The 25,287-nt window shown below is 61.5% G+C and carries 24 protein-coding genes; 8 read left to right on the top strand and 16 right to left on the bottom strand.

Features of this window, described 5'->3' with window-relative positions:
• Window positions 1-175: 175 nt before the first annotated feature.
• Window positions 176-655: a hypothetical protein gene (locus tag GST84_01345; GenBank protein XGB11074.1), complete on the top strand. Its 480-nt coding sequence runs from the start codon at window positions 176-178 to the stop codon at window positions 653-655.
• Between the two features lie 52 nt (window positions 656-707).
• Here the strand turns inward: GST84_01345 and GST84_01340 are convergent, their stop codons facing one another.
• From GST84_01340 to GST84_01330, 3 genes are all read right to left on the bottom strand, one after another.
• Window positions 708-1,148, bottom strand: a complete 441-nt coding sequence (locus GST84_01340; protein ID XGB11073.1) for an acyl-CoA thioesterase — start codon at window positions 1,146-1,148, stop codon at window positions 708-710.
• Window positions 1,149-1,302: 154 nt separating this feature from the next.
• On the bottom strand, window positions 1,303-2,844 hold the full coding sequence (locus tag GST84_01335) for a phosphoenolpyruvate carboxykinase (protein ID XGB11072.1): 1,542 nt from the start codon (window positions 2,842-2,844) through the stop codon (window positions 1,303-1,305).
• Between the two features lie 179 nt (window positions 2,845-3,023).
• Window positions 3,024-3,923 (bottom strand): Hsp33 family molecular chaperone HslO, encoded by a 900-nt coding sequence (locus tag GST84_01330; GenBank protein XGB11071.1) that lies wholly within the window; start codon window positions 3,921-3,923, stop codon window positions 3,024-3,026.
• A 119-nt stretch (window positions 3,924-4,042) separates the two neighbouring features.
• Between GST84_01330 and GST84_01325 the strand changes: the two genes are divergently transcribed.
• Entirely contained in the window at window positions 4,043-4,837 is a 795-nt protein-coding gene (locus GST84_01325; protein XGB11070.1) for a phosphatase PAP2 family protein, read from the top strand.
• 27 nt (window positions 4,838-4,864) lie between these two features.
• Here GST84_01325 and GST84_01320 read toward each other — a convergent pair whose 3' ends face one another.
• Complete coding sequence (locus GST84_01320) at window positions 4,865-5,266, bottom strand: RNA-binding protein (GenBank protein XGB15691.1); 402 nt, start codon at window positions 5,264-5,266, stop codon at window positions 4,865-4,867.
• Window positions 5,267-5,375: 109 nt separating this feature from the next.
• Between GST84_01320 and GST84_01315 the strand changes: the two genes are divergently transcribed.
• Window positions 5,376-5,858: an ATP-dependent zinc protease gene (locus GST84_01315; protein ID XGB11069.1), complete on the top strand. Its 483-nt coding sequence runs from the start codon at window positions 5,376-5,378 to the stop codon at window positions 5,856-5,858.
• Window positions 5,855-6,760, top strand: a complete 906-nt coding sequence (rimK, locus tag GST84_01310) for a 30S ribosomal protein S6--L-glutamate ligase (protein XGB11068.1) — start codon at window positions 5,855-5,857, stop codon at window positions 6,758-6,760. The genes GST84_01315 and rimK overlap by 4 nt, the downstream gene beginning before the upstream one ends.
• 90 nt (window positions 6,761-6,850) lie before the next feature.
• Here the strand turns inward: rimK and GST84_01305 are convergent, their stop codons facing one another.
• Both GST84_01305 and ompR read right to left on the bottom strand, forming a co-directional pair.
• Entirely contained in the window at window positions 6,851-8,164 is a 1,314-nt protein-coding gene (locus GST84_01305) for a HAMP domain-containing protein (GenBank protein ID XGB11067.1), read from the bottom strand.
• A gap of 13 nt (window positions 8,165-8,177) precedes the next feature.
• Complete coding sequence (gene ompR, locus GST84_01300; protein XGB11066.1) at window positions 8,178-8,918, bottom strand: two-component system response regulator OmpR; 741 nt, start codon at window positions 8,916-8,918, stop codon at window positions 8,178-8,180.
• Between the two features lie 217 nt (window positions 8,919-9,135).
• Between ompR and GST84_01295 the strand changes: the two genes are divergently transcribed.
• The 4 genes from GST84_01295 (at window position 9,136) to GST84_01280 (ending at window position 14,206) form a co-directional block, all read left to right on the top strand.
• Window positions 9,136-11,460, top strand: coding sequence for a S1 RNA-binding domain-containing protein (locus GST84_01295; GenBank protein ID XGB11065.1), 2,325 nt, complete (start codon window positions 9,136-9,138; stop codon window positions 11,458-11,460).
• Window positions 11,460-11,843, top strand: coding sequence for a hotdog fold thioesterase (locus GST84_01290; protein ID XGB11064.1), 384 nt, complete (start codon window positions 11,460-11,462; stop codon window positions 11,841-11,843). Before GST84_01295 ends, GST84_01290 begins: the two co-directional genes overlap by 1 nt.
• Before the next feature lie 138 nt (window positions 11,844-11,981).
• Window positions 11,982-13,574 (top strand): glutamate--cysteine ligase, encoded by a 1,593-nt coding sequence (locus GST84_01285; protein XGB11063.1) that lies wholly within the window; start codon window positions 11,982-11,984, stop codon window positions 13,572-13,574.
• On the top strand, window positions 13,574-14,206 hold the full coding sequence (locus tag GST84_01280; protein ID XGB11062.1) for a TetR family transcriptional regulator: 633 nt from the start codon (window positions 13,574-13,576) through the stop codon (window positions 14,204-14,206). Before GST84_01285 ends, GST84_01280 begins: the two co-directional genes overlap by 1 nt.
• 141 nt (window positions 14,207-14,347) lie before the next feature.
• Here GST84_01280 and GST84_01275 read toward each other — a convergent pair whose 3' ends face one another.
• The 10 genes from GST84_01275 to GST84_01230 all read right to left on the bottom strand — a co-directional run bounded on the left by GST84_01275 (window position 14,348) and on the right by GST84_01230 (window position 25,106).
• A complete protein-coding gene (locus tag GST84_01275) occupies window positions 14,348-14,563 on the bottom strand; it encodes a transporter (GenBank protein XGB11061.1) in 216 nt (71 codons plus the stop codon).
• 27 nt (window positions 14,564-14,590) lie between these two features.
• On the bottom strand, window positions 14,591-15,403 hold the full coding sequence (gene ssuB, locus GST84_01270; GenBank protein XGB11060.1) for an aliphatic sulfonates ABC transporter ATP-binding protein: 813 nt from the start codon (window positions 15,401-15,403) through the stop codon (window positions 14,591-14,593).
• Window positions 15,400-16,197, bottom strand: coding sequence for an aliphatic sulfonate ABC transporter permease SsuC (gene ssuC / locus GST84_01265; protein XGB11059.1), 798 nt, complete (start codon window positions 16,195-16,197; stop codon window positions 15,400-15,402). The genes ssuB and ssuC overlap by 4 nt, the downstream gene beginning before the upstream one ends.
• 10 nt (window positions 16,198-16,207) lie before the next feature.
• Window positions 16,208-17,356 (bottom strand): FMNH2-dependent alkanesulfonate monooxygenase, encoded by a 1,149-nt coding sequence (gene ssuD / locus GST84_01260; GenBank protein XGB11058.1) that lies wholly within the window; start codon window positions 17,354-17,356, stop codon window positions 16,208-16,210.
• Between the two features lie 59 nt (window positions 17,357-17,415).
• Complete coding sequence (locus GST84_01255; protein ID XGB11057.1) at window positions 17,416-18,381, bottom strand: aliphatic sulfonate ABC transporter substrate-binding protein; 966 nt, start codon at window positions 18,379-18,381, stop codon at window positions 17,416-17,418.
• A gap of 84 nt (window positions 18,382-18,465) precedes the next feature.
• A complete protein-coding gene (ssuE, locus tag GST84_01250) occupies window positions 18,466-19,059 on the bottom strand; it encodes an NADPH-dependent FMN reductase (protein XGB11056.1) in 594 nt (197 codons plus the stop codon).
• A gap of 219 nt (window positions 19,060-19,278) precedes the next feature.
• Window positions 19,279-19,917 carry a peroxiredoxin gene (locus GST84_01245; protein ID XGB11055.1) on the bottom strand — a complete coding sequence of 213 codons (639 nt, stop codon included), beginning with the start codon at window positions 19,915-19,917 and terminating at the stop codon, window positions 19,279-19,281.
• Between the two features lie 165 nt (window positions 19,918-20,082).
• Complete coding sequence (locus tag GST84_01240) at window positions 20,083-21,414, bottom strand: outer membrane porin, OprD family (protein XGB11054.1); 1,332 nt, start codon at window positions 21,412-21,414, stop codon at window positions 20,083-20,085.
• 484 nt (window positions 21,415-21,898) lie between these two features.
• Window positions 21,899-23,902, bottom strand: coding sequence for a BCCT family transporter (locus GST84_01235; protein XGB11053.1), 2,004 nt, complete (start codon window positions 23,900-23,902; stop codon window positions 21,899-21,901).
• 271 nt (window positions 23,903-24,173) lie between these two features.
• Window positions 24,174-25,106, bottom strand: a complete 933-nt coding sequence (locus GST84_01230) for a serine acetyltransferase (GenBank protein ID XGB11052.1) — start codon at window positions 25,104-25,106, stop codon at window positions 24,174-24,176.
• Window positions 25,107-25,287: the final 181 nt, after the last annotated feature.

Here is a 25,287-nt window from a genome sequence, read left to right as displayed (position 1 = left end):
GTGGCGGTTCAGGGCTTTGTCATAAGGGTCTCAGACAGCCTGAAAACGATAAAGTTTCATAGTAAATACAGCTAGTTAGAGAATTGTGTACAACTCGTGTTACTCGTCGGATTTCCGTTGCCAGCCACGCCTCTTAGCCTCAAATTCGCCTCGTCATCCCTATGAGGCTCTCTCGATGAAGAAGTACTCCTCGATTCTGTTGTTGTCTTTCAGCTTGCTCAGCGGCGTTGCCATGGCAGGCGGCACCACCGAGGCCGGCATTGGCGGCGCACTGGGTGGGGTACTGGGTTCTGTCGTGGGCCAGTCCATTGGCGGTAGCACAGGTGGCGCGATCGGCGCAGGCCTGGGCGGCGCAGCCGGCAGTGCGGTAGGTGCCGACAAGCACCAGCGCGGTGAAGCAGCCATCGGTGGCGCATTGGGCGCCGCTGGCGGTAACGTGGTCGGCCGCTCTGTCGGCGGCACCACTGGTAGCTACATTGGCGCAGCAGCCGGCGGTGGCGCCGGTGGTGCACTGGGTAACTACATGGGCAACAAGGCCGACGACGACGAGCGCCACGAGAATCGCCGCTACCGTCGCGACTACGACGACCGTCGCCACTGGGACCGTGGCCGCCACTATGGCCACCGCAAGCACAAGCGCCACTGGCGCGACTAACGCCTGAGGGCCCTGCCCCGGCAACAAACCCCGCCCCTGCCAGCGGGGTTTTTTATGCCTGTCGCTCCAGCATAAGGCCAGACAGGATCACCTGCAGCGCCTCTGGCAACGCCACAGGCCGGCCGCTGGCGCGCTCGATGAACACCTGCACCACCGTGCCTGCCGCGCACGCGTCCGGCTCGCCCGGACGGTACAGCGCCAGCCGGTACTCAACCGTGCTGCCCGCCAGGCGCGTCACTCCCAGCCCCACCTCCAACAAGTCCGGGAAGCCCGGCAGCGCGTAAAAATCCGCAGCCGAACTGACCACGAAGGCGGCCAGTTCACCGTGTCGCAGATCCAGTTCGGCCTGCTCGACGAGAAACGCCTGTATCGCGGTTTCGAAGAAGCCGTGCACCGTTGCACCGGCGATGTGGCCGTTCAGGTCGTTGTCCTGGGGGCGGGTGAGGATCGGGTGGAAGTGGGAGAAGGCAGTGCGCTGAGGGGCTTCGGTCATCTGGCTGACTCTTGTCTTCGCAATGGATGCTGACAGTGAAACAGAAAAACCTGACTTTCGCTGCTTATGCGGGCCCCTTCGTGGGCAAACCGCTCCTGCAAACTACAAAAAAGCCGCCCTCTGGGGCGGCTTTCTCGTTGCGGCTGAGCTCAGCTTACAGCTGCGGGCCAGCGGCTTTGATGGCGTCGGAAACTTCGAACTTCTTGAAGTTTTCGATGAACAGCTTGGCCAGGCCTTTGGCAGCCTCGTCGTAGGCCGCTTTGTCAGCCCAGTTGGTGCGCGGGTTGAGCAGTTCGGTTTCAACGCCCGGAACGGCCTTCGGCACGTCCAGGTTGATGATGTCCAGGTGCTCGGTTTCGGCACCGACCAGTGCACCGCTCTGGATCGCAGCGATCACGGCACGGGTGGTGGGGATGCTGAAGCGCTTGCCAACGCCGTAGCCACCACCAGTCCAGCCGGTGTTGACCAGGTAGACCTTGGAGTTGAAACCGTTGATGCGCTTGATCAGCAGCTCGGCGTACTCGCCAGCCGGACGCGGGAAGAACGGTGCGCCGAAGCAGGTGGAGAAGGTCGACTTGATGCCGCCGCCCGAGCCCATTTCAGTGGAACCGACCAGCGCGGTGTAACCGGACAGGAAGTGGTAGGCCGCCTGCTCGTTGTTCAGGATCGACACCGGTGGCAGAACACCTGTCAGGTCGCAGGTGAGGAAGATCACTGCGTTAGGCTCGCCGCCCAGGTTCGCTTCCGAACGCTTGGCAACGTGCTCCAGCGGGTAGGCCGCACGGCTGTTCTGGGTCAGGCTGACATCGGTGTAGTCAGCGTGCTTGTTGGCGTCGAGAACGACGTTTTCCAGTACTGCGCCGTGCTTGATGGCTTTCCAGATGACCGGTTCGTTCTTCTCGGACAGGTCGATGCACTTGGCGTAGCAGCCGCCTTCCATGTTGAAGACAACGCCTTCGCCCCAACCGTGCTCGTCGTCACCGATCAGGTAACGGCTTTCGTCAGCTGAAAGGGTGGTCTTGCCAGTGCCGGACAGGCCGAAGAACAAGGTCACATCGCCTTCTTCGCCGATGTTGGCCGCGCAGTGCATAGGCAGTACGTCGGCAGCCGGCAGCAGGAAGTTTTGCACCGAGAACATGGCTTTCTTCATTTCACCGGCGTAGCGCATGCCAGCGATCAGCACTTTCTTCTGGGCGAAGTTGATGATCACGCAACCATCGGAGTTGGTGCCGTCACGCTCTGGTTCGCACACGAAGTTGGCGACGTTGAGGATCTGCCACTGGTCGCGGCCAGCCGGGTTGAACTGCTCCGGGTTGATGAACAGGCAACGACCGAACAGGTTCTGCCAGGCAGTCTGGGTGGTCATCTTCACCGGCAGGTAGTGCTCGGCTGCAGCCCCTACGTGAACATAGGAAACGAAGTGATCCTGTGCGTTGTTGAACGCCTCGACGCGAGCCCACAGGGCATCGAACTTGTCAGCCGGGAACTTGCGGTTGATCGGGCCCCAGGAAATGGCGTCTTGGGTGGAAGGTTCTTCGACGATGAAACGGTCAGCCGGCGAACGGCCAGTACGGTGACCAGTCTCCACGACCAGTGCGCCAGTATCGGCTAGTACGCCTTCACCGCGTTGCAGCGCTTCTTTTACCAGCTCATCGACGCTCAGGTCGGTGTACACGGTGTTGTTGGCTTGCGTCATGAGATACCCCATCCGGCCCGAGGCCGAGTGCTCCAAACGTTTTGTAGTTGTCTTGAAAAAACTACTACAGCGAAAAAAGTGGCCGGATTATGCCAGAAACGCCCAAAAAAAGTAGGCCCCTCCTGTCAGAACTGCGCTTTTGCGCAATTCGGCAGGAGATTGTCCTGTGCTTTAACGTTTCAGTGACGAGTTTCTGAGGCCACGTCAGTGCCGCCACCCGCAAACAGTTGCGCCACGTCGCTGGCATCGAAGAAGTAGCGCTCGTTGCAGAACTGGCAATCGATCTCTACCGTCCCGCCACACTCTTCGACCAGCGCCTTGGCGTCGTGCTCGCCCAGACTGACCAGCGCATTGCCGGAGCGTTCCCGCGAACAACTGCAATTGAAGCGCAGCGGCTGGATATCGAACAGGCGCACGGCATCTTCGTGGTACAGGCGGTGCAGCAGGGTTTCGTTGCCCTCTGTCCACTCTTCGGGCTTGAGCGTCTTGGCCAGGGCCACTACGTGCTGCCAGCTGTCTTCGCGCTCTTCATCATCCGGCTGGCGATCACGCGGCAGTTGCTGCAGCAATAGCCCACGTGCCTTGCCGCCTTCGGCATTGAGCCAGAAACGGGTATTGAGCTGCTGTGACTGAACGAAGTAGTTGGTGAAACATTCCGACAGGTTGGCGCCATCGAGGTCGACGGTCCCCTGGTAGCGCTGGCCCTTGACCGGGTCGATGGTCAGGGTCAGGTGGCCGTCGGGCATCAGCTGCGACAGGGTGGCACCGGCCGGAATTTGGTCCGCTTCATAGCGGGCCATGCCGCGGATTTCGCGGTCGCTGGAACACTCCACCATCAGCAGCGGAATCGGCCCAGCCGAACGCGCCTGCAGAATCAGCAGGCCATCGAACTTCATCGCCCCCACCAGCAAGGCGGTGGCGGCCATCAACTCACCGAGCAGCACCTTGACCGGCTGGGGGTACTCATGACGCGCCAACACTGCGGCGTAGCTGTCATCGAGAGACACCCACTCGCCGCGCACATCGCGCTCGTCGAAGATGAAACGTTGGGTGAAATCGGTATCAGGCAATTCGCTCATAGGTTTTGGCTATCTGAAAATGATGACAAAATGGTTACAAGGGTTATCGCGAACCTGCGAGAGCCCATGACAGAGCGCTCACACGGCGCTCCGATTTCTGTTTGCAATAGAGGTATTTTATGGACAATCGACCACTGTTCCAAGCAAGGTGGTCCTGGGGGCCGCTGGCAGCCTGTACGCTGCTTCCCATCGCTCTACTGTGTTTCTGGTTATGGCCCATTGGCCAGATCCTGTGCCTGACTTTCGACGAATGGCTATTCCGCAGCCTGAACGCGCCGCTGGCCGATAACACCACCTGGCGCTACATCTGGACCATCGGCAGCCTGCGCCCGTTCGACATCGTCGTCGGCCTGATCCTGCTGGCTGTGCTCATTCGTGGTGACTGGGTGTTCAAGGCCGCTCAGGTTCGCCAGGCATTTTTCGGCTTTCTGGTCACGCTACTCCTCTTAGTGGTGATTCGCGCGCTGTTTTCCAAGTGGGTGGATGCAGCCGGGTGGCAACACAAGAGCCCATCGATGATCTTCGACGACGTCGTGCACCTGAGTGACTATTACCCGAACCTGGAGGCTGCCTGGGAACTCAAGGACCGTTCCAGCAAGAGTTTCCCGGGTGATCACGCCTCGGTGCTGCTGATCTGGGCGCTGTTCATGAGCGTGTTCAGCCGCGGCCTTTTGCAGTACCTGGTTGTCTGGGGGTTGGCGCTGCTGTTCATGCTGCCGCGCCTGGTAGCAGGTGCCCACTGGGGGCAGGACGACTACATCGGCGGCTTGCTGATGGCGGTGCTGGCGCTGGGCTGGAGCTACTACACGCCGCTGGCGGCCAAAGGCAGCGAGGCGTTGATGCGCTGGACAGCGCCGTTGTTCAAGCTGCTGTCCACGCTACCGCTGGTCGGGCGAATGGCGGTGCTCCGTTAGGTGCCTGGGGCTGCACGGCAGCCCCATTCAATCGTAACTTCCATGCAGCTGGTGGATCTGCCGACGCTGCTTCTTGGTCGGCCGGCCATCGGTGGTCACACCCATGGCCCCGGCCTTACGCATCTCAGCGGCCTGTTCACGGCGACGCACACTTTCTTCGGTTTCCTCGTACAACGTCTGCGCCTCCGGGGCACCACGACGCACCATCGACAGCGCCTTCACCACCACGGTGCGCTCATCGAACCCGGTACGCAGTACGAACTCGTCGCCCACCCGCGGCTCCTTGCCTGGCTTGCAACGCTCGCCCCGGCAATGCACCTTGCCACTCTCGATCGCCGCCTTGGCCAGCGCTCGGGTCTTGTAGAAGCGCGCCGCCCACAGCCATTTGTCCAGGCGAACCTTGTCGTCGTCTTCGGCTTTTTGTGCCATCCCGTTACCTCGGATTCTGTCTTTCATCGAACTGTACTACCTTCACATACGGATGCAAAAAGTCCCCGCCGTGCTTAAAGTTCACCACCTCATTCGCAGGGTGCGCTTCGTGAAGACATTTGACCATTTGACTGTGATCGGCCTGCGCGAGTGGGTCGCCTTGCCTGACCTCGGCGTGGCCGGGCTGCGCGCCAAGATCGACACCGGTGCCAGCACGTCGAGCCTGCATGCCACCGAGGTGGAACCCTTCGAGCGCGACGGCCAGCCCTGGGTTCGCTTCACTGCGCACCTGGGCTCGGTGGTGCAGTTGCGTCACCGCCGGTGCGAGGCACCGCTGGTGACCATGAAGACCATCAAGAGCTCCAACGGCCACGCCCAGACTCGCTACGTCATCCGCACGTCATTGGCGCTGGGTGATGGTGTGTGGGAGGTGGAGTTCACCCTGGCCTGCCGCAAGAGCATGCGCTACCGCCTGTTGCTTGGCTCCAAGGCCTTGATACACGGCCAGCTGGTGGTCAACCCCGGCCTGAAGTACGTACAAGACAAACCGGCCTTCCCGGCCACCCTTTCCCCTGTCACAGGTGCTGCATGAAGATCGCTGTGCTGTCGCGCAATCCGCGTCTGTATTCCACCCGCCGCCTGGTCGAAGCCGGTACCCAGCGTGGCCACGAAATGGTGGTGATCGATACCCTGCGGGCCTACATGAACATTGCCAGCCACAAGCCGCAGATCCACTACCGTGGCAAGCCGCTGGAAGGCTTCGATGCAGTGATCCCGCGCATAGGTGCTTCGGTTACGTTCTATGGCTGCGCGGTGCTGCGCCAGTTCGAAATGATGGGCGTATACCCGCTCAACGAGTCGGTCGCCATTGCCCGCTCGCGCGACAAGCTGCGCTCGTTGCAGCTGTTGTCGCGGCGCGGCATCGGCCTGCCGATCACTGGTTTCGCCCACTCGCCGGACGACATCCCCGACCTGATCCAGATGGTCAACGGTGCCCCGCTGGTGATCAAGGTACTGGAAGGCACCCAGGGCATTGGCGTGGTGTTGTGCGAAACCCCCCAGGCGGCCGAGTCGGTGATCGAAGCGTTCATGGGCCTCAAGCAGGACATCATGGTTCAGGAGTACATCAAGGAAGCCGGTGGCGCAGATATTCGATGCTTCGTGGTAGGCGATAAGGTAATTGCCTCAATGAAGCGTCAGGCAAAGCCGGGCGAGTTCCGCTCCAACCTGCATCGGGGTGGCGTCGCCAGCCTGATAAAAATCACCCCTGAAGAGCGCATCACCGCCATTCGGGCGGCCAAGGTGATGGGCTTGAGCGTGGCGGGTGTGGATATCCTGCGTTCCAACCACGGGCCGTTGGTGATGGAGGTAAACTCGTCGCCGGGGCTGGAGGGCATTGAAGTCACCACCGGCAAGAACGTCGCCGGGATGATCATCGAGCACCTGGAGAAGAATGGCGGGCCCAATCAGACCCGGACCAAGGGCAAAGGCTGATTCAAGCCTATACCGGCCTCTTCGCGGCTGAAGCCCCACAGGTACTGCACAAACCCTGTAGGGCTTTAGTCGCGAAGAGGCCGGTGAGCCTTACACAGCATTACGCGGCAGCAGCAGCCCCAGCGGCAACCTGACCCGCGCCTCGATCCCGCCGCCAGACCTGTTGCGCAACTCCACATTCCCGCCATGTTGCGCAGCAATCCGCTTGACGATCGCCAGCCCCAGCCCGGTGCCCTTGCCACCCCGCGCCCGGTCACCACGAATGAACGGGTTGAAGATGGTTTCCAGTTCCGACTCGTCGATACCGGTGCCGCGGTCCAGCACGCTGAGCACCACATACGGCGCACTCTCGTCACCCGACACATAGGCAGCCACCTCGACCCCCTTGCCAGCATGGTGCAGGGCGTTGCCGATCAGGTTGCCCAGCATGCGCTTGAGCGAAACCCGGCGCAGCGGGAACGGTGGAATCGGCTCCAGGCACAGGCGCACGCGCTCTTCTGGCTGGTTGTACGGAGCCACCACCTCACGCACCAGATCAGCAAGGTCGACCTCTTCCACCGGCTCGTCACGGCCATCGCGGATGAAGGCCAGGAACTGGTCGAGGATCGCGTCCATGTCCTCGATATCGCGAACCATGTCATCGCTCAGCTCGTTGTCGCTGTTCAGCAACGACAGCGACAGGCGCAGCCGCGTCAGTGGTGTGCGCAAGTCGTGGGAAACCCCGGCCAGCATCAGCTCGCGCTCACGCCCGGCCTGCTCGACATCCTCGGCCATCTGGTTGAACGCCTTGTACACCTCGGTCATCTCGCTGGGAGTATCGCTGATCGGCAGGCGCACACTGCGCCCCTGGCCAAGCTGGCGGGCGGCGAACACCAGGCGCTTGAGCGGCTGGTTCAACTGGCGCACAAAAATCCACGCCGAGGCGGTGGACAACAAACCAATGGCCAGGAACCAGCCCAGCACGTTCCAGATCTTCTGCCCGCGCAATGGGTGCGGGTACAGCGGCACCTTCAGCCAACCTGGGCCAAGGCTTGGCGCATTGACCCACAACGCCGGAGGCGCATGAATGCGCAACCGCACCTCGGTGTCTTCACCCAACTCGGCCTGCATCTGCCGTTGGTAGATTTCACTGTAAGGCCAATGCTGCTCACCTTCGGGCACACCCGAGCCGGTCACCCGGATAAGGCCTGCCGCCTCGGCGATCTTGTCGCGGTTTTCTTCGTCAGCGGCCCAATAGGCACGTAAGGTCAGCGCTACACCATGGCTGTACTGACGGTCGACCAGCACGTCCTCGTTCATCAGCAGGTAGACCAGGGTCAGCGCCTTGGAGAACAGAACGACGATCAACACCAGCCACAGGGTGCGGGCGAAGAAACTTTGCGGAAACCAGAGCGGTGTTTTCATCGACGTCCAGGCATCATTTTCCGGCGTTTCCGTCCGGTACGAACACGTAGCCCACGCCCCAGACGGTCTGGATGTAACGCGGCTTGGACGGGTCCGGCTCGATCATGCGACGCAGGCGCGAAATCTGCACGTCGATGGAGCGCTCCAGCGCATCCCATTCGCGGCCGCGCGCCAGGTTCATCAGTTTGTCGCGGGTCAACGGCTCGCGGGCGTGCATCACCAGGGCCTTGAGCACAGCGAACTCACCAGTGGTAAGCATGTGCACTTCGTCGCCACGCTTGAGCTCGCGAGTGGCCAGCGACAGCTCATAGTCACCGAAGGTGACCGACTCGTCTTCGCTGCCCGGCGCTCCCGGCACGCTCGGCGCCTGGCGGCGCAGCACAGCCTTGACCCGGGCCATCAGTTCGTCCGGGTTGAACGGTTTGCCCAGGTAGTCGTCGGCGCCCAGCTCCAGGCCCTTGATGCGGCTGAGCTCGTCGCCCTTGGCGGTCAGCATGATGATCGGGATCTGGTTGTTCTGCTGGCGCAGGCGCTTGCACGCGGACAGGCCGTCCTCACCTGGCAACATCAGGTCGAGCACCACCAGGTTGAACACCTCGCGCTGCAGCAGGCGGTCCATCTGCTCGGTGTTGGGCACTGCACGGGCACGGTAGCCCTTGCTGGTGAAGAAACGTTCCAGCAGGCTGCTCAGCCCCGGATCGTCGTCGACGATGAGAATCTTGTCACCTTCAGCGGTGTTTGGCGTGCCGGTCATGAATAACTCCTCTGATATCGCCGCGCATTATGGCGTAGCCATTGCTGCACGTTGCGTGAGCATTGTTAGCAGATTTTTCCCCCGGCGCCAGTTCCGGCTGGCCGGGCGCCATCACCGCAAGCCGTTTGCGATGGGTATAATGCGCGGCTTTCATCCAGCGCCGCCGGGCAAAAGGCCCACAGGCGACCCCCGTATTCACAAATGTCAGGTGGTTTACATGGACAGCATCAACAGCCGTATCGCCGAGGAACTGGGCGTACGCCCGCAGCAGGTCGAGGCGGCCGTGAGCCTGTTGGACGAAGGCTCGACCGTGCCCTTCATCGCCCGCTATCGCAAGGAAGTGACCGGTAGCCTTGACGACACTCAGTTGCGCCACCTGGAAGAGCGCCTGCGTTACCTGCGCGAACTCGACGAGCGCCGCGCCAGCATCCTTTCCAGCATCGAGGAACAGGGCAAGCTGACCCCGGAACTGGCCCGCGAGATCAAGCTGGCCGACACCAAGACCCGCCTCGAAGACCTGTACCTGCCGTACAAGCAGAAGCGCCGCACCAAGGGCCAGATCGCCCTGGAAGCCGGCCTTGGCGAACTGGCCGATGGCCTGTTCAACGACCCGACCCTGGCCCCGGAAAGCGAAGCCGCACGCTTCGTCAACGCCGAAAAGGGCGTGGCCGACGTCAAGGCCGCGCTGGAAGGCGCCAAGTACATCCTGATGGAGCGCTTTGCCGAAGACGCCGCCCTGCTCGACAAGCTGCGCAGCTACCTCAAGCAGGAGGCCGTGCTCAGCGCCCGCGTCGTGGCTGGCAAGGAAGAAGAAGGTGCCAAGTTCCGCGACTACTTCGCTCATGACGAGCTGCTGCGTACTGCGCCGTCGCACCGTGCCCTGGCGATCTTCCGCGGGCGCAACGAAGGCGTGTTGAGCGTCTCGCTGAAGGTAGGCGAAGAACTGCCCGGCACCCTGCACCCGTGCGAGCTGATGATCGGCAACCACGTCGGTATCGAAAACCGCAGCCGACCGGCCGACAAGTGGCTGGGTGAAGTGGTGCGCTGGACCTGGAAGGTCAAGCTGTACACCCACCTGGAAACCGATCTGTTCGGCGAGCTGCGCGACAATGCCGAAGGCGAGGCGATCAACGTGTTCGCCCACAACCTGCACGACCTGTTGCTGGCCGCACCGGCCGGCCCGCGCGCCACCCTGGGCTTCGACCCGGGCCTGCGCACCGGCTGCAAGATCGCCGTGGTCGACGCAACCGGCAAGCTGCTGGACCACACCACGGTCTACCCGCACGCGCCGAAGAACGACTGGGACCGCACCATTTCCATCATGGCCGCACTGTGCGCCAAACACTCGGTGGAACTGATCGCCATCGGCAACGGCACCGCCAGCCGCGAAAGCGACAAGCTGGTGGCCGAGCTGGTCAAGAAATATCCAGCCCTGAAAATCACCAAGATCATGGTCTCCGAAGCCGGTGCTTCGGTGTACTCGGCATCGGAACTGGCCGCCCGCGAGTTCCCGGACCTGGACGTGTCGATACGCGGCGCCGTGTCGATCGCCCGTCGCCTGCAGGATCCGCTGGCCGAACTGGTGAAGATCGACCCGAAATCCATTGGTGTCGGCCAGTACCAGCACGACGTCTCCCAGCTGAAACTGGCACGTGGCCTGGACGCGGTAGTCGAGGACTGTGTGAACGCCGTGGGCGTGGACGTGAACACCGCTTCGGTGGCGCTGCTGACACGCATCTCCGGCCTCAATGCCACGCTGGCACAGAACATCGTCGCCCACCGCGATGCCAATGGTCCGTTTGCCACCCGTGCAGCGCTGAAAAAGGTCAGCCGCCTGGGTGAGAAAACCTTCGAGCAGGCCGCCGGCTTCCTGCGCGTGATGAACGGCGACAACCCGCTGGACGCCTCTGCGGTGCACCCTGAGGCTTACCCGCTGGTGCAGCGCATTGCCGCCGATACCGACCGCGACATCCGCTCGCTGATTGGTGACAGCAGCTTCCTCAAGCGCCTGGACCCGAAAAAGTTCACCGACGAGACCTTCGGCCTGCCAACCGTCACCGACATTCTGCAAGAGCTGGACAAGCCCGGCCGCGACCCACGTCCGGAATTCAAGACCGCCACCTTCCAGGACGGCGTCGAAGACCTCAAGGACCTGGAACCGGGCATGATCCTCGAAGGCGTGGTGACCAACGTTACCAACTTCGGTGCCTTCGTCGACATCGGTGTGCACCAGGACGGCCTGGTGCATATCTCGGCGCTGTCGGAGAAGTTCGTCAAAGACCCGCGTGAAGCGGTCAAGGCCGGCGATGTGGTCAAGGTGAAGGTCATGGAAGTGGACATCCCGCGCAAGCGCGTCGGCCTGTCCATGCGCATGAGCGACACCCCGGGCGAGAAGGTCGAAGGCAACCGCGGTGGCAACCGTGGCAATGGCGGCAATCGCCAGCAGCAGGCACCGCGTCAGCGCGAAACCGCCACTGCCGCCCCGGCCAACAACGCCATGGCAGCCCTGTTCGCCAACGCAAAGCAGTTGAAGAAGAAGTAATGGACGTACCACGTGAATACGTCGAAAGCGCCTTCAGCCAGCTTCTGGGCTGCCGCCTGCAACACCTGGACACCGGTGTTGCCGAGGTAGCCCTGGCGCTCGAGCCACATTTGCGCAACCGTGGCCAGAAGCTGCACGGCGGGGCGATTTTCAGCCTGGTGGATATCGCCATGGGCCTGGCCTGCTCGGCCAGCCATGGCTTTGACCAGCAAAGCGTCACCATCGAGTGCAAGATCAACTACATGCGTGCCGTCAGCGACGGCGAAGTGCTGTGTACCGCCCGCGTGCTGCACGCCGGGCGGCGCACGCTGGTGGTCGACGCCGACGTAGTCCAGGGCGACAAGCTGGTGGCCAAAGCGCAAGGAACCTTCGCGGTTCTCTAGCTCACCAAGCAGTATCTGCGGTATTTTCAGCAGTGCGCTGGCACTGCTGGAACCGCGTAAACGAGGCGACAACGCCAGTTCCTTTCTTCCTACCCTTGTAGACCGTTATCTCTACCCCCATATTGGGGCGACTGACGCGTGAAGGAATACATCTTGAGCGACCTCCTCAACCGCCGCCTGAGCCTGCTCGGCGCCAATCTCCCCCTGCTCAAGCAGTGCCTGCACGGTATTGAGCGCGAATGCCTGCGCGTGACCGACGAAGGTCGCCTGGCCCAGACCCCGCATCCGGAAGCACTGGGATCGGCGCTGACCAACGAGCAGATCACCACCGATTATTCCGAGTCGCTGCTGGAGTTCATCACCCCAGCGCTGGCCGACCCGGCCAAGGTGCTCGAAAGCCTCGAAGAGACCCACCGTTTCGTCTACAGCAAGCTGGGCGACGAATACCTGTGGAGCCCGTCGATGCCGTGCACGCTGCCGGCCGAGGAGGACATCCCGATCGCTGAGTACGGCAGCTCGAACATCGGCAAGCTCAAACACGTCTACCGCAAGGGCCTGGCCCTGCGTTACGGCCGTACCATGCAGTGTATTGCCGGTATCCATTACAACTTCTCGCTGCCCGAAGCGCTTTGGCCATTGCTGCGCGAAGACGAAGGCAGTACGGAAAATGACCGCGACTACCAGTCGTCGGCCTACATCGCGCTGATTCGTAACTTCCGCCGCTACAGCTGGCTGCTGATGTACCTGTTCGGCGCCTCGCCGGCACTGGACAAAGGCTTCCTGCGTGGCCGCCCGCACCAGCTTGAAGAGCTGGATGCCGAAACCCTGTTCCTGCCCTACGCCACCAGCCTGCGCATGAGCGACCTGGGTTACCAGAGCAACGCCCAGGCCGGTCTTACGCCCTGCTACAACAACCTGGCCAGCTACACCGACAGCCTGCGCAAGGCCGTTGGCACGCCCTACCCGCCGTACGTTGAAGTCGGCACGCATGTGGATGGCGAGTGGGTTCAGCTGAACACCAATATTCTGCAGATCGAAAACGAGTACTACTCGAACATTCGCCCCAAGCGGGTCACCTACTCCGGCGAACGGCCGATCCAGGCCCTGACTTCGCGCGGTGTGCAGTATGTGGAAGTGCGTTGCCTGGACATCAATCCGTTCCTGCCGGTTGGTATCGACCTGACCGAGGCGCGCTTCCTCGACGCATTCCTGCTGTTCTGCGCGCTGGAAGACAGCCCGCAACTGGACAACGGCGAATGCGGCCAGTGCACCAGCAACTTCCTGACTGTGGTCAAGGAAGGTCGTCGTCCGGGCCTGGAGTTGCACCGCAATGGCCAGCCGATCAGCCTGAAGGACTGGGCCAGCGAGCTGATCGAGCGTATCCGCGAGTTGGCCAACCTGCTCGATCAGGCGCAGGGCTCTGATGAGCACGCCAAGGCCCTGGATGCCCAGCAGGCCAAGGTCGACGACACCTCACTGACCCCATCGGCCCAGGTGCTGGCACGCATGACCGAGCATGACGAGAGCTTCGTCCAGTTCTCGCTGCGCCAGAGCCGTGTACACGCCGAGACTTTCCGCGAACAACCACTGAGCAACGAAAAACAGCAGGCATTCGAGACGCTGGCCCGCGAGTCGCTCGCCAGGCAGTCCGAGCTGGAACAGGAAGAAGTCGGCGACTTCGACCTGTTCGTCGGTGCCTACCAGGCCAGCATCCTGGCAATCAGCAGTTGATGAACCGCACCACCACCCCGCGCAAACCGCGTGCCAGCAGCCAGGCCAGGATCGAGGCGATCCTGGCGGCTGCGCGTGAGCTGTTGGCCGAGCAAGGGGTGGCGGCGCTTTCTATCTACAGCGTGGCCGAGCGGGCGCAGATTCCACCGTCGTCGGTGTATCACTTCTTCGCCAGTGTGCCGGCCTTGCTGGAGGCGCTTACTGCGGATGTACACCGGGCGTTTCGCGAAGCCCTGAGCGCACCGATCGACAGCAGCGCGTTCAGCACCTGGCACGAGCTGTCACGGCTGATCGAAGAACGCATGCTTGATATCTATAACGAGGATGCGGCAGCGCGGCAGTTGATCCTGGCGCAGCATGGCCTGAGCGAGGTGGTGCAGGCCGACCGGCAGCACGACATGGAACTGGGCAACTTGATGCACAAGTTGTTCGACCAGCATTTTCACCTGCCGGTGATGCCACTGGATGTGGATGTGTTTGCCCTGGGCATGGAATTGAGCGACCGGGTGTATGCACGGTCGGTGCAGTTGCACGAGGCGATCACCCCGCGCATGGCCGAGGAAGGCAAGCGTGTATTCGAGGCGTATCTGGGGTTGTATCTGCCGCCGTTTCTGGCCAAGCGTTCCAGCTGAGAAATCTGGGGCCGCTTGGCGGCCCTTCGCGGGCACGCCCGCTCCCACAGAGCCCGCGCATACCCTGGAGCTTGCGAAGTACCTGTGGGAGCGGGCGTGCCCGCGAAGGCTGCAAAGCAGCCCCATTATCGAGCAGCAGCATCACAGCTTGGCAATAGACACTTCAGTCGACTTTACGAAGGCAATCACTTCGCTGCCCACCTGCAGCTCCAGCTCACGCACGGAACGGGTGGTAATCACCGAAGTGACGATACCCGAAGCCGTCTGCACGTCGATTTCCGACAGTACCGGGCCTTCGAGGATTTCTTTCACAGTACCTTTGAACTGGTTGCGAACATTGATGGCTTTGATAGTCATGGTTTGCTTCCTTTTGGCTTTTGGGATTCAGTGCGCCCAGCGCAGTTGCGTGGGCAGAGGGGCTACAGGATCCGGCTCGGGCGCAGTGCCCGGGATGGACAGAACACGGTTGAGCACTTCGCTTTCCAGCGCGGCCAGACGGTGCGAACCACGCGCCCGGGGCCGTGCCAGGTCAACAGTGAGGTCGAGCCCGACCTCGCCGTCCTCAATCAGGATCACCCGGTCAGCCACGGCAACCGCCTCGCTGACGTCGTGGGTGACCAGCAGCACAGTGAAGCCGTGCTGACGCCACAGGCGTTCGATCAGTTGCTGCATCTCGATGCGGGTCAATGCATCCAGCGCCCCCAGTGGCTCGTCCAGCAGCAGCAGACGGGGCTGGTGAATCAAGGCTCGGGCCAAAGCCACGCGCTGCTTCTGGCCTCCCGAGAGCGCTGCCGGCCATTCGTTGGCGCGGTCGGCCAGGCCAACCGCATCCAAGGCCTCCAGCGCACGCTGTCGCCAGTCACCAGACAGCCCGAGGCCAACGTTGTCGATCACCTTCTTCCACGGCAGCAGCCGCGCGTCCTGGAACATCAGGCGGGTTTCTTCACGGGCCTCTTCCAGCGGCGCGGCACCAGCCAGTAGTTGCCCGGCGGTGGGCTGGTCGAGCCCGGCCAGCAGCCGCAGCAAAGTGCTCTTGCCGCAGCCGCTGCGGCCGACAATGGCCACGAACTGGCCGGCCGGAATGTGCAGGTCGATACCCTTCAGAACTTCGCGTTGACCAAAAGTCTTGCGCAGGCCCTTGGAGGCCAGCGGGGTGCCACGCAGCAGGCGTGGTGGCTGTTCCTTGAGCACGGTCATGCGCCCTCCTTCCTGGCAACTTGATAGGCCGGGTGCCAGCGCAACCACACGCGCTCCAGGCCCCGAGCCGCAAGGTCGGCAAGCTTGCCGAGTACGGCATACAGGACGATGGCCAGCACTACCACGTCGGTTTGAAGAAATTCGCGAGCATTCATTGCCAGGTAACCGATGCCAGCGTTGGCCGAAATGGTTTCGGCAACAATCAGCGTCAGCCACATGAAGCCCAAGGCGAAACGCACGCCCACCAGGATCGAAGGCAGCGCCCCCGGCAGGATCACCTGGCGGAACAGGCCGAAGCCGGACAAGCCGTAACTGCGCGCCATTTCCACCAACGCTGGGTCAACGTTGCGAATGCCGTGGTAGGTGTTCAGGTAGATCGGGAACAACGTGCCCAGCGCGACCAGAAAGATCTTTGCCGACTCGTCGATACCGAACCACAGAATCACCAGCGGTATGAGCGCAAGGTGCGGCACGTTGCGGATCATCTGTACCGAGCTGTCGAGCAGGCGTTCACCCCAATTCGACAAGCCGGTGATGAAGCCCAGTACCAGGCCGATGCTGCCGCCGATGACAAAGCCCAGGCCTGCACGCCAACCGCTGATGGCCAGGTGGGTCCAGATTTCGCCGCTGCGCACCAGCTCGACGCCAGCGCTTACCACTGCGCTAGGTGCCGGCAGGATACGCGTCGACAGCCAGCCAGCGCTGACGGCCAACTGCCATATTGCCAACAGCAGCACCGGCAGCGCCCACGGCGCCAGGCGCTGGGTCAGGTTGGAGGAAGTTGCACGACTCATGGCCAGGCCCTCAGCTCTGCGACACAGATTTGGGCAGGATGTCGTTTGCCACCATCTCGCCGAACGGGCTTACGTAGCCGCCGGCCTGCGGTTGCTCAGGGCGTTGCACATCGAGGTGCGGGAACAGCAGTTCAGCCACGCGATAAGACTCTTCCAGGTGTGGATAACCCGAGAAGATGAAGGTATCGATACCCAAGTCGGCATATTCCTTAACCCGTGCTGCCACGGTGGGGCCATCGCCCACCAGTGCGGTGCCCGCCCCGCCACGTACCAGGCCAACACCTGCCCACAGGTTGGGGCTGACCTCCAGGTTGTCGCGGTTGCCGCCGTGCAGGGCAGCCATGCGTTGCTGGCCCACCGAATCGAAACGCGCCAGCGAGGCCTGGGCGCGGGAGATGGTGTCATCGTCCAGGTGCGAGATCAGGCGCTCGGCGGCGGCCCAAGCCTCTTCGTTGGTTTCCCGCACGATCACATGCAGGCGGATACCGAAGCGTACTTTGCGCCCTTGAGCAGCCGCTTTTTCGCGCACCTGTGCGATCTTCTCGGCAACGGCTGCCGGTGGCTCGCCCCAGGTCAGGTACAGCTCGACCTGTTCGGCCGCCAATTCCTGAGCGGCCTCGGACGAGCCGCCGAAATACAGCGGTGGGCGTGGTTGCTGAATCGGCGGGTAGAGCAGCTTGGCGCCCTTTACCTGGATGTGCTTACCGTCGTAATCGACGTTTTCGCCTTCCAGCACCTTGCGCCAGATACGGGTGAACTCGACCGAAGCTTCGTAGCGCGCCTGGTGGTTCAGGTGCAGGCCGTCACCCGCCAGCTCGTCCGGGTCACCACCGGTCACCAGGTTGAATAGCGCACGGCCATTGGACAAGCGATCAAGGGTGGCTGCCTGGCGTGCTGCCACGGTCGGCGAAATGATGCCCGGGCGCAGGGCTACCAGGAACTTCAGGCGCTGGGTCACGGGGATCAGCGACGCGGCCACCAGCCAGGAGTCCTCGCAGGAGCGCCCGGTCGGGATCAGCACCCCACCAAAACCAAGGCGATCGGCGGCCTGCGCGATCTGCTGCAGGTAACCGTGGTCGACCGCACGTGCGCCTTCGGAAGTGCCCAGGTACTTGCCGTCACCGTGGGTTGGGAGGAACCAGAAAATGTTAAGGCTCATTGGAGTCGTCTCCTCAAGGGTGGCTCTAGCCGGAGCGACGCCCCGGCACAGGCAGTCAATCAAGGCGCGCTAGCGACCTTGGCCGGGGGTGTCCAGATCACGTCCTTGATGCTCAGCGGCTTGGGTGTCAGCTTGAGCGCCTGGAAGGTGTCAGCGATCCTCTGTTGCGCGGCCACCACCTCTGGGGTCAGCGGCGCAGCGCCGTAGCCTTGGCGTTTGACTGAGGTGAGGGTGATGTCGGCAGGCAGGCCGAGCAGCGGGGCAACCTGCTCGGTCACCTCCTGCGGGTTGGCCTGGGACCATTCACCCACAGCGCGCACTTCCTCGATCACGGTGTTGATCACCGCTGGATGCTGTGTCGCATAGTTGCGGGTGGCGAGGTAGAACTGGTGGTTGTCGACCAGGCCCTTGCCGTCACGCAGGGTGCGCGCTTGCAGCTGCTGCTCGGCGGCGGCCTGGTACGGGTCCCAGATCACCCAGGCATCCACGCTGCCGCGCTCGAAGGCGGCGCGGGCGTCGGCAGGAGGAAGGTAGACAGGCTGGATGTCGCTGTACTTGAGGCCGGCGTCTTCCAGGGCGCGGACCAGCAGGTAGTGCACGTTGGAGCCTTTGTTGAGGACGACCTTTTTGCCCTTGAGGTCCTTCACCGACTGGATCGACGAGCCCTTGGGCAGCAGGATTGCTTCGCTGTGCGGCGCTGGCGGCTCGTAGGCGACATAGAGCAGGTCGGCGCCAGCGGCCTGAGCGAACACAGGCGGGGTCTCACCGGTTACGCCGAAATCGATGGAGCCGACGTTCAGCCCTTCAAGCAACTGCGGGCCGCCGGGAAATTCGGTCCATTGCACCTGTACTCCCTGCTCGGCCAGGCGCTTCTCCAGCGTGCCCTTGGCCTTGAGCAGCACCAAGGTGCCGTATTTCTGGTAACCGATACGCAGGCTCTCGGCCTGGGCTTGGGTAATGGCGCCGAAGGACACAGCCGCCGCAAACAGGGCGACCAGACCACGACGCAAGAAGACTGTGCGCATGGCGCTCTCCTGTGCGAATGGGGTTCGGGTTGCACCTGCTTGCCTCGTTAACGGGCGAGTAAGGTGGTGAAGCGGGTAATGCCGTTAGATGCTCCAGCGAGCGCTGATCAGACGTTCATTCAGTACGCCGGGCGCCACGGGGTTCGGCCGACGGGCCAAGGCCGCGTGGAAGGTTTCCAGCGAGTCCTGCAGGCGCTCTTCCAGCACCTGTACCAATTGGGCGGGCTTTGTACCTTCTGCGTAAGCCACCTGGCTATCGTCGGCAAAGATCCCTTGCAGGGTCTCTTGTGCCTTGAGTGCCGACAGCACCGGCTTCAATGCGTAATCCACCGCCAGCATGTGGGCGATGCTGCCGCCAGTGGCGATTGGCAACACGATCTTGTGGGTCAGTGCGCGTTCGGGCAGCAGGTCGAGCAATGTCTTCAGTGCACCGGCAAACGATGCTTTGTAGACAGGGGTAGAAACGATCAGGCCATCCGCCTGGGCCACCAACTGCTGGAAGTGTTGCACTTGGGGGCTATCGAAACGGGCATGCAACAGGTCTTCGGCGGGGAAGTCACGCACGTGGAAGGTCACCACTTCAACGCCACGGTCCTGCAGCCACTGGCGCGAACGCTCGAGCAGCACGCCGGAACGTGAACGGAGACTTGGGCTACCACCGATTGAGACGACCAGCATTGCTGCGCTTCCTTGTGTTCTGTTGGAGGTAACATTAACAGCCGCTTCATATATCTAGAAATCATATTTATTCATTTGCTTATTCCATTATTGTCTTTATTCACGAGGGCTTATTCGCGGGCGCGCCCGCTCCCACAGGTTTTTTACAAGCATAAAAAAGGGCCGTCGAAACGGCCCGAAAATCCCTGCTTGGCTAAGAGCAATGCAACGAGGAATCCATTAACGATTGGGCTGAGGGGTCAGGCGCAGATAGGGTTTGACCGCCCGGTAACCTTTGGGGAAGCGCTGCTTGATCTCCTCCTCATCCTTGAGCGAAGGCACGATCACCACCTCGTCGCCGTCCTGCCAGTTACCTGGTGTGGCGACCTTGTGGTTGTCGGTCAGTTGCAGCGAGTCGATCACCCGCAAAATTTCATTGAAGTTGCGCCCGGTACTGGCCGGATAGGTGATGGTCAGGCGCACCTTCTTGTTCGGGTCGATGATGAACAGCGAGCGCACGGTCAGGGTGTCGCTGGCGTTCGGGTGGATCAGGTCGTACAGGTCGGACACTTTGCGGTCGGCATCGGCGATGATCGGGAAGTTGACCACGGTATTCTGTGTTTCGTTGATGTCATCGATCCACTTGTGATGCGAGTCGACCGGGTCCACCGACAGGGCGATGGCCTTGACCCCGCGCTTGGCAAATTCGTCCTTGAGCTTGGCGGTCAGGCCCAACTCGGTGGTGCACACCGGGGTGAAGTCGGCCGGGTGGGAGAACAACACCCCCCAGCTGTTGCCCAGCCACTCGTGGAAGCGGATCTTGCCTTCGCTGGAATCCTGTTCGAAATCGGGGGCGATATCGCCGAGTTTGAGGCTCATGGGCTGCGGCTCCTGGGCTGGGTTCTGTACCTTAGGGATTCAATGTGCCTGCAATCGACCAAGAACAAAAGGAATAAATAACAATTTATTTATAACCAAAAATCATAAAAATCTGCAGACATAAAAAAGCCTCGCATCAGGCGAGGCTTCTTGTTCAGCTACGGCTTACAGGAAGTTGTAAGTGTAGTTGAAGATCAGGCGGGTCTGGTCCTGGTCAGCCAGCGAGCTGGTGCCGGTGCCACGGTAGACGCCGTGACGCAGGCTGGCGCCCAGGCCCTTGAAGGTGCCGTCCTGGATAACGTAGTCGACACGGGCGTCACGTTCCCACTCGCTGAAGTGGCCGCCGCCAACGGCGTTTTTGCCATCTTCACCTTTCAGGTAGGAAACCGACGCTTTCAGGCCCGGCACGCCCAGGCGAGCGAAGTCGTAGGCGTACTGACCGAAGGTGGTGTTTTCACCAGCCTTGGCGAACTGGTTGATCATGCTGTCGGTGAACAGGTAGAAGCTGGAGCCGCCGGCGCCTTCCGGACGGTTGTTGCCATCGCGGACCGAGCCCTGGTTCAGCCAGACAAAGCCACCGTCGTCGCTGACTTGTTGATGGCCCAACATCAGCGAATGACCACCCAAGGTGTACGTAAACATTGCGGACCAGGTCTTGTTATCGACCTTGCCGTCATTTTTCTCGTAACCGCCGTTGTTATTGAAGTTATACGCTCCTGGTCCGCCGTTCTTGCCATCGCTGCTGCTATCGAAGTAGCGCAGGTCGGTTTTGAAGGACTGATCATCAGCAATCTTGAAAACGTGGGTCGCACCCAGGAAGTGCTGTTTGTAGAAGTCCTTCAGGTTCGAGTAGTAGTACTGCAGCGTCAAGTCAGGGGTGAGCTTGTAGTCCAGACCGCCGTAGATGAACTTGTTGCTATCGGCAGTGGCGCCGTTGACCGAAAGGCCGGTACGGTTGCTCGAAGCACGGCCCATGGCATGGGTCAGTTGACCGGCGTTGATGGTCAGGTTGTCGATTTCCTTCGACTGGATAGTGCCACCCTCGAAGGTCTGCGGCAGGAGGCGGCCATCGTTGGAGACCAGAATCGGCAGGTTCGGCGCCAGAGCGCTACCATAGTGAACTTCGGTCTTCGAGAAACGCGCCTTGGCGTTACCACCCACGCGGGCCCACTGGCTTACAGCCGAGCGGTCGGTGTCACTTGGGAAGAAGGAGCTGTTGTCAGGGTGTTTGCCGCGGCCGCCATCCAGATGAATACCCCACAGGGCCTGGACGTCTACACCGAAACCAACGGTGCCTTCAGTGAAACCGGACAGGTAGTCGAGCTTGAAGCCCTGACCCGATTCGCGGTTGTCAGCCCCGCCGTCACGGTTGTCATTGTTGAAGTACATGGTGCGCGAGCTGAGCGACAGCTTGCTGTCCTCAACGAAACCGGCAGCGCCTGCTTGCTGGGCGAGAACCCCCAGTGCCACGGCCAGAGCTAGGCTGGATTTGTACATGTTTTGCTCCTCTACGTTCTAATTTTTGTGTATCTCTGGCGGAGGGGTCTGATGCCCCGCTCACCGGGATGGGCGATTTAGTCCCAAAGCGTGACCATTAAGTCAATCGTTTCTAAACGTTTCGCGACTTTGGTCTAAGACGCCACCTGCGCTACAGGATAATGACAATCCTATAAAACCAAAATGACCGTTTTATGAATTTGTAAGATTTTTAAGGAATATGTTAGAAATTTTTACTTCCGGTCACTATAGAATCGCAACGAATAATAGCTTTTAGCTATAAGCAAACGTTTGCTTATAGCCTAATGAGTTTCGTTCTTGATTAGCGCGGGAGTGGCTGACCTACGGAGGCGATCCCCTGTAGGCCAGCGGCATTGCGACGTGGAATGCGGGATGGGTTGACCGCGACGCACGACAGCCCTGCAGCATGGACCTGCATGTGCAGCCTTGTGCTGTGAATGGGCCGCAGAGCGGCCCCGTCGGTCTAGCGGACCAAATGCAGGTACTGCATGTGCCGCTCGTACTGGTCGAGGATGTCGTTGATGATCTGCTCTTTGCTATAGCCCACCAGGTCATAGTTCTGGCTGCCTTCGCTCAGGTGCACCTCCGCCCGGTAATAGCGACGGTTCTTCAACTCCTGCGTACCCAGCCCCCCCAAGGCGAATGATGGCGTGAAATAGCCACGCATCTGCACCTGGTAAATGAACGGCTGTTCCTCGCCATGGCCAATCTTCAGGCTGACGTTGTCATGGCTAGGGTCGTCCTGGGTGATCAGTACCAGGCCTTTCTGCTCGAACACTTCACGCACATCGGCAATCGCCGGGCGCACCACATCATCCATGAAGCGGTACACCTCATCACGCGACGGGAAGTGCACCGCCTGACTCAGGCGATGGCGCCAGCCGCCACGCCCCCGGCGTGACTGGGCGAACGGGGCCAGCGAGTGCATCTGCGCGATCTGCCGTTGCGACTCCAGGTAGAACGCCTTGTGCAGCCCCCACATCATGCACAGCAGAATCAGCGAGAACGGCAGCGAAGTCAGTACCACTGCCGACTTCAGCGAATCGATGCTGCCAGCGAACAACAGCGCACTAGTGATCAGCGCAGTCATCGCCCCCCAGAAGATACGCAGCCAGTTCGGCCCATCCTCATCAGCTCCCCCACCCTTGGCCGACAAGGTCGACAGCACCACGGTACCCGAGTCGGCCGAGGTGACGAAGAACACGAAGCTGATGAACACCGTGGTGGCGATTACCGCCTTGCTCCAGGGGTAGGTTTCCAGCAGCAGGTACAGGCTCATCGACGGGTTATCCAGCGCCGATTGGCCCAGCGCGGTCATGCCGTGGTTGATCACCTGGTCCAGGGCGCTGTTGCCGAAGATAGACATCCACGCCAGGGTGAAGCCCAGCGGGATCAGCAACACGCCAAAGACGAACTCGCGAATGGTGCGGCCCCGGGAAATGCGGGCGATGAACAGGCCCACGAACGGCGCCCAGGCAATCCACCAGGCCCAGTAGAACACGGTCCAGCCGCCCAGCCAGCCACGGTTTTCACCATAGGCATACACGTCGAAGCTTTTGCGCGGCAACGCCCCCAGGTAGTCGCCCAGGTTCTGGATCAGCGTGTTGAACAGGTGCTGGGTAGGACCGGCAAACAGCACGAACAGCAGCAGCGCACAGGCCAGGAACAGGTTGATATCGCTCATCACCCGCACGCCCTTCTCCACCCCGGCCACGGCGACGGCCACAGCCGCGCCCATCATCAGGGTGATGAGGATCACCTGCACCCACTGGCTGTGGCTGATGCCGAACAGGTAGTCCAGACCGGCGTTCAGATGCAGCACCCCAAAGCCCATGTCGGCACCCAGGCCGAACACCGTGGCGATGATGCCGAAGCCGTCCACCGCATAGCCGATCGGGCCGTTGATGCGCTTGCCAATCAACGGGTACAGCGCCGAACGCAGGGCCAGTGGCAGGTTGTGCCGGTAGGCGAAATAGGCCAATGCCATGCCGACGAAGGCGAACACGCCCCAGCCATGCAGGCCCCAGTGCAGGAACAAGATCTGCATCGCCTGGCGCCCGGCCTCGACCGTGCCTGCTTCGCCTTGGGGCGGTTGCAGCATGTGGGTGAGCGGTTCGGAGACACAGAAGAAGAACAGCGTGATGCTGATGCCGGCGGCGAACAGCATGCCGGCCCACGACAGGTAGCTGAACTCGGGTTCGTCGTGGTCGGCACCGAGTTTGATCTTGCCGTAGCCAGACAAGGCGGTGACCACCACGAAGACCAGGTACAGCGTCATCGCCAGCATGTAATACCAGCCGACCGTGTTGGCCGCCCAGTTCTGCGCCGCCAGCAACCAGTCACCTGCGGCTTGCGGATTGGAGATGACTACCAGGCCAAAGATGAGGATGAAACTTGCCGCAAAGTAGAACACCGGGGGGTTCATGCGGATCTTGCCATTGGAAAGGGAAGGGTTCGGTGCACTCATCGGGCGTGCACCTCGTCGAATGACGTGAGGTTCGGAATGAACGGGTTCAGCAAAGGAATCCTCCTGTTGAACACCGGCAGCGGACCAGCGTTTTTTCATTGAACAAGCGTTCAAGTTAAACATGGATCGGATTTCAATGCGAATTGGGGCGCTGATTGGGTCGTCCTGTTCCGGTCTCTTCGCGGGGTAAACCCGCATCTACATTTGGTACGTTCCGTGTAGGCGCGGGCTTGTCCGCGAAGAGGCCGGCACAGGCAATTTCAATGCGGGATCAGTTCTTGTCCTGGCAATCCAGCTGCAGGTTGGCCTGAGTAATGTTGCTTTCAGCCGGCACACTGCGAGTCAGCCACACATTACCGCCAATGGTCGAACCCTTGCCGATGGTGATACGCCCCAGCACCGTGGCCCCTGCATAGATCACCACATCGTCCTCGACGATCGGGTGACGCGGCAGGCCTTTGTGCAGAGTCCCCGACTCATCGCTGGGGAAACGCTTGGCACCCAGAGTCACCGCCTGGTAGATGCGCACGCGCTCGCCGATGATCGCGGTTTCACCAATGACCACACCAGTGCCGTGATCAATGAAGAAGCTCGGGCCGATCTGCGCCCCCGGGTGGATGTCGATGCCGGTGGCCGAATGCGCCAGCTCCGAACTGATCCGCGCCAGCAACGGCAGGCCGGCTTGGTACAGGTGGTGCGCCAGCCGGTGGTGGATGATCGCCAGGATGCCCGGGTAGCACAGCAGCACTTCATCGACGCTGCGCGCAGCCGGGTCGCCGTGGTAGGCGGCCAGTACATCGGTGTCGAGCAGTACGCGCAGTTCCGGCAGCGCAGCGGCAAAGCCCTGGATCAGGCTCAGCGCACGGGCGTCGACGCCAGCCAGCTCAGCCTTGCTCTGTCGTGCCGCATAGCGAAGTTCAAGACGAGCCTGGGCCAGCAAGGCGGTCAGCGCGGCATCCAGGGTATGGCCGACGTAGAAGTCTTCACTTTCTTCGCGCAGGTCGACTGGTCCCAGCCGCATGGGGAACAGCGCGCCGCAAAGTTGTTCCAGAATCTGTCGCATCGCTTCGCGCGACGGCAGCTCGCGCCCGCCCTGCTCACCGATGCTGCGGCCATTACGGGTGCGCCATTGCTCACGGGCGCCGCGCAGGCCAGTGACAATGCTCTGCAACTGCCAATGCGCGGATGAAGGTTGTTCGCTCACGGGATTCTCCTGCCGTATAGGCCATCTGATTTTGTTGCCAGGCCCGCGAAAAGGCCGAACCTGCCTGCTGCAATCCACTTTACGGCAAATCCGAGGCTTGGAAAAAACAACGCTTTATTCCATCCTGCACTAAGTCAGGCATAAGCCGCGATGACGGAGTGGGTATCGTCGCCTACCCTCA

The sequence above is a fragment of the Pseudomonas putida genome (assembly GCA_041879295.1).
Classification (GTDB): Bacteria; Pseudomonadota; Gammaproteobacteria; order Pseudomonadales; family Pseudomonadaceae; genus Aquipseudomonas; species Aquipseudomonas putida_Y.
The sequence above is the reverse complement of the archived record's forward strand: the minus strand, read 5'-3'. Positions and strand labels throughout refer to the sequence as shown.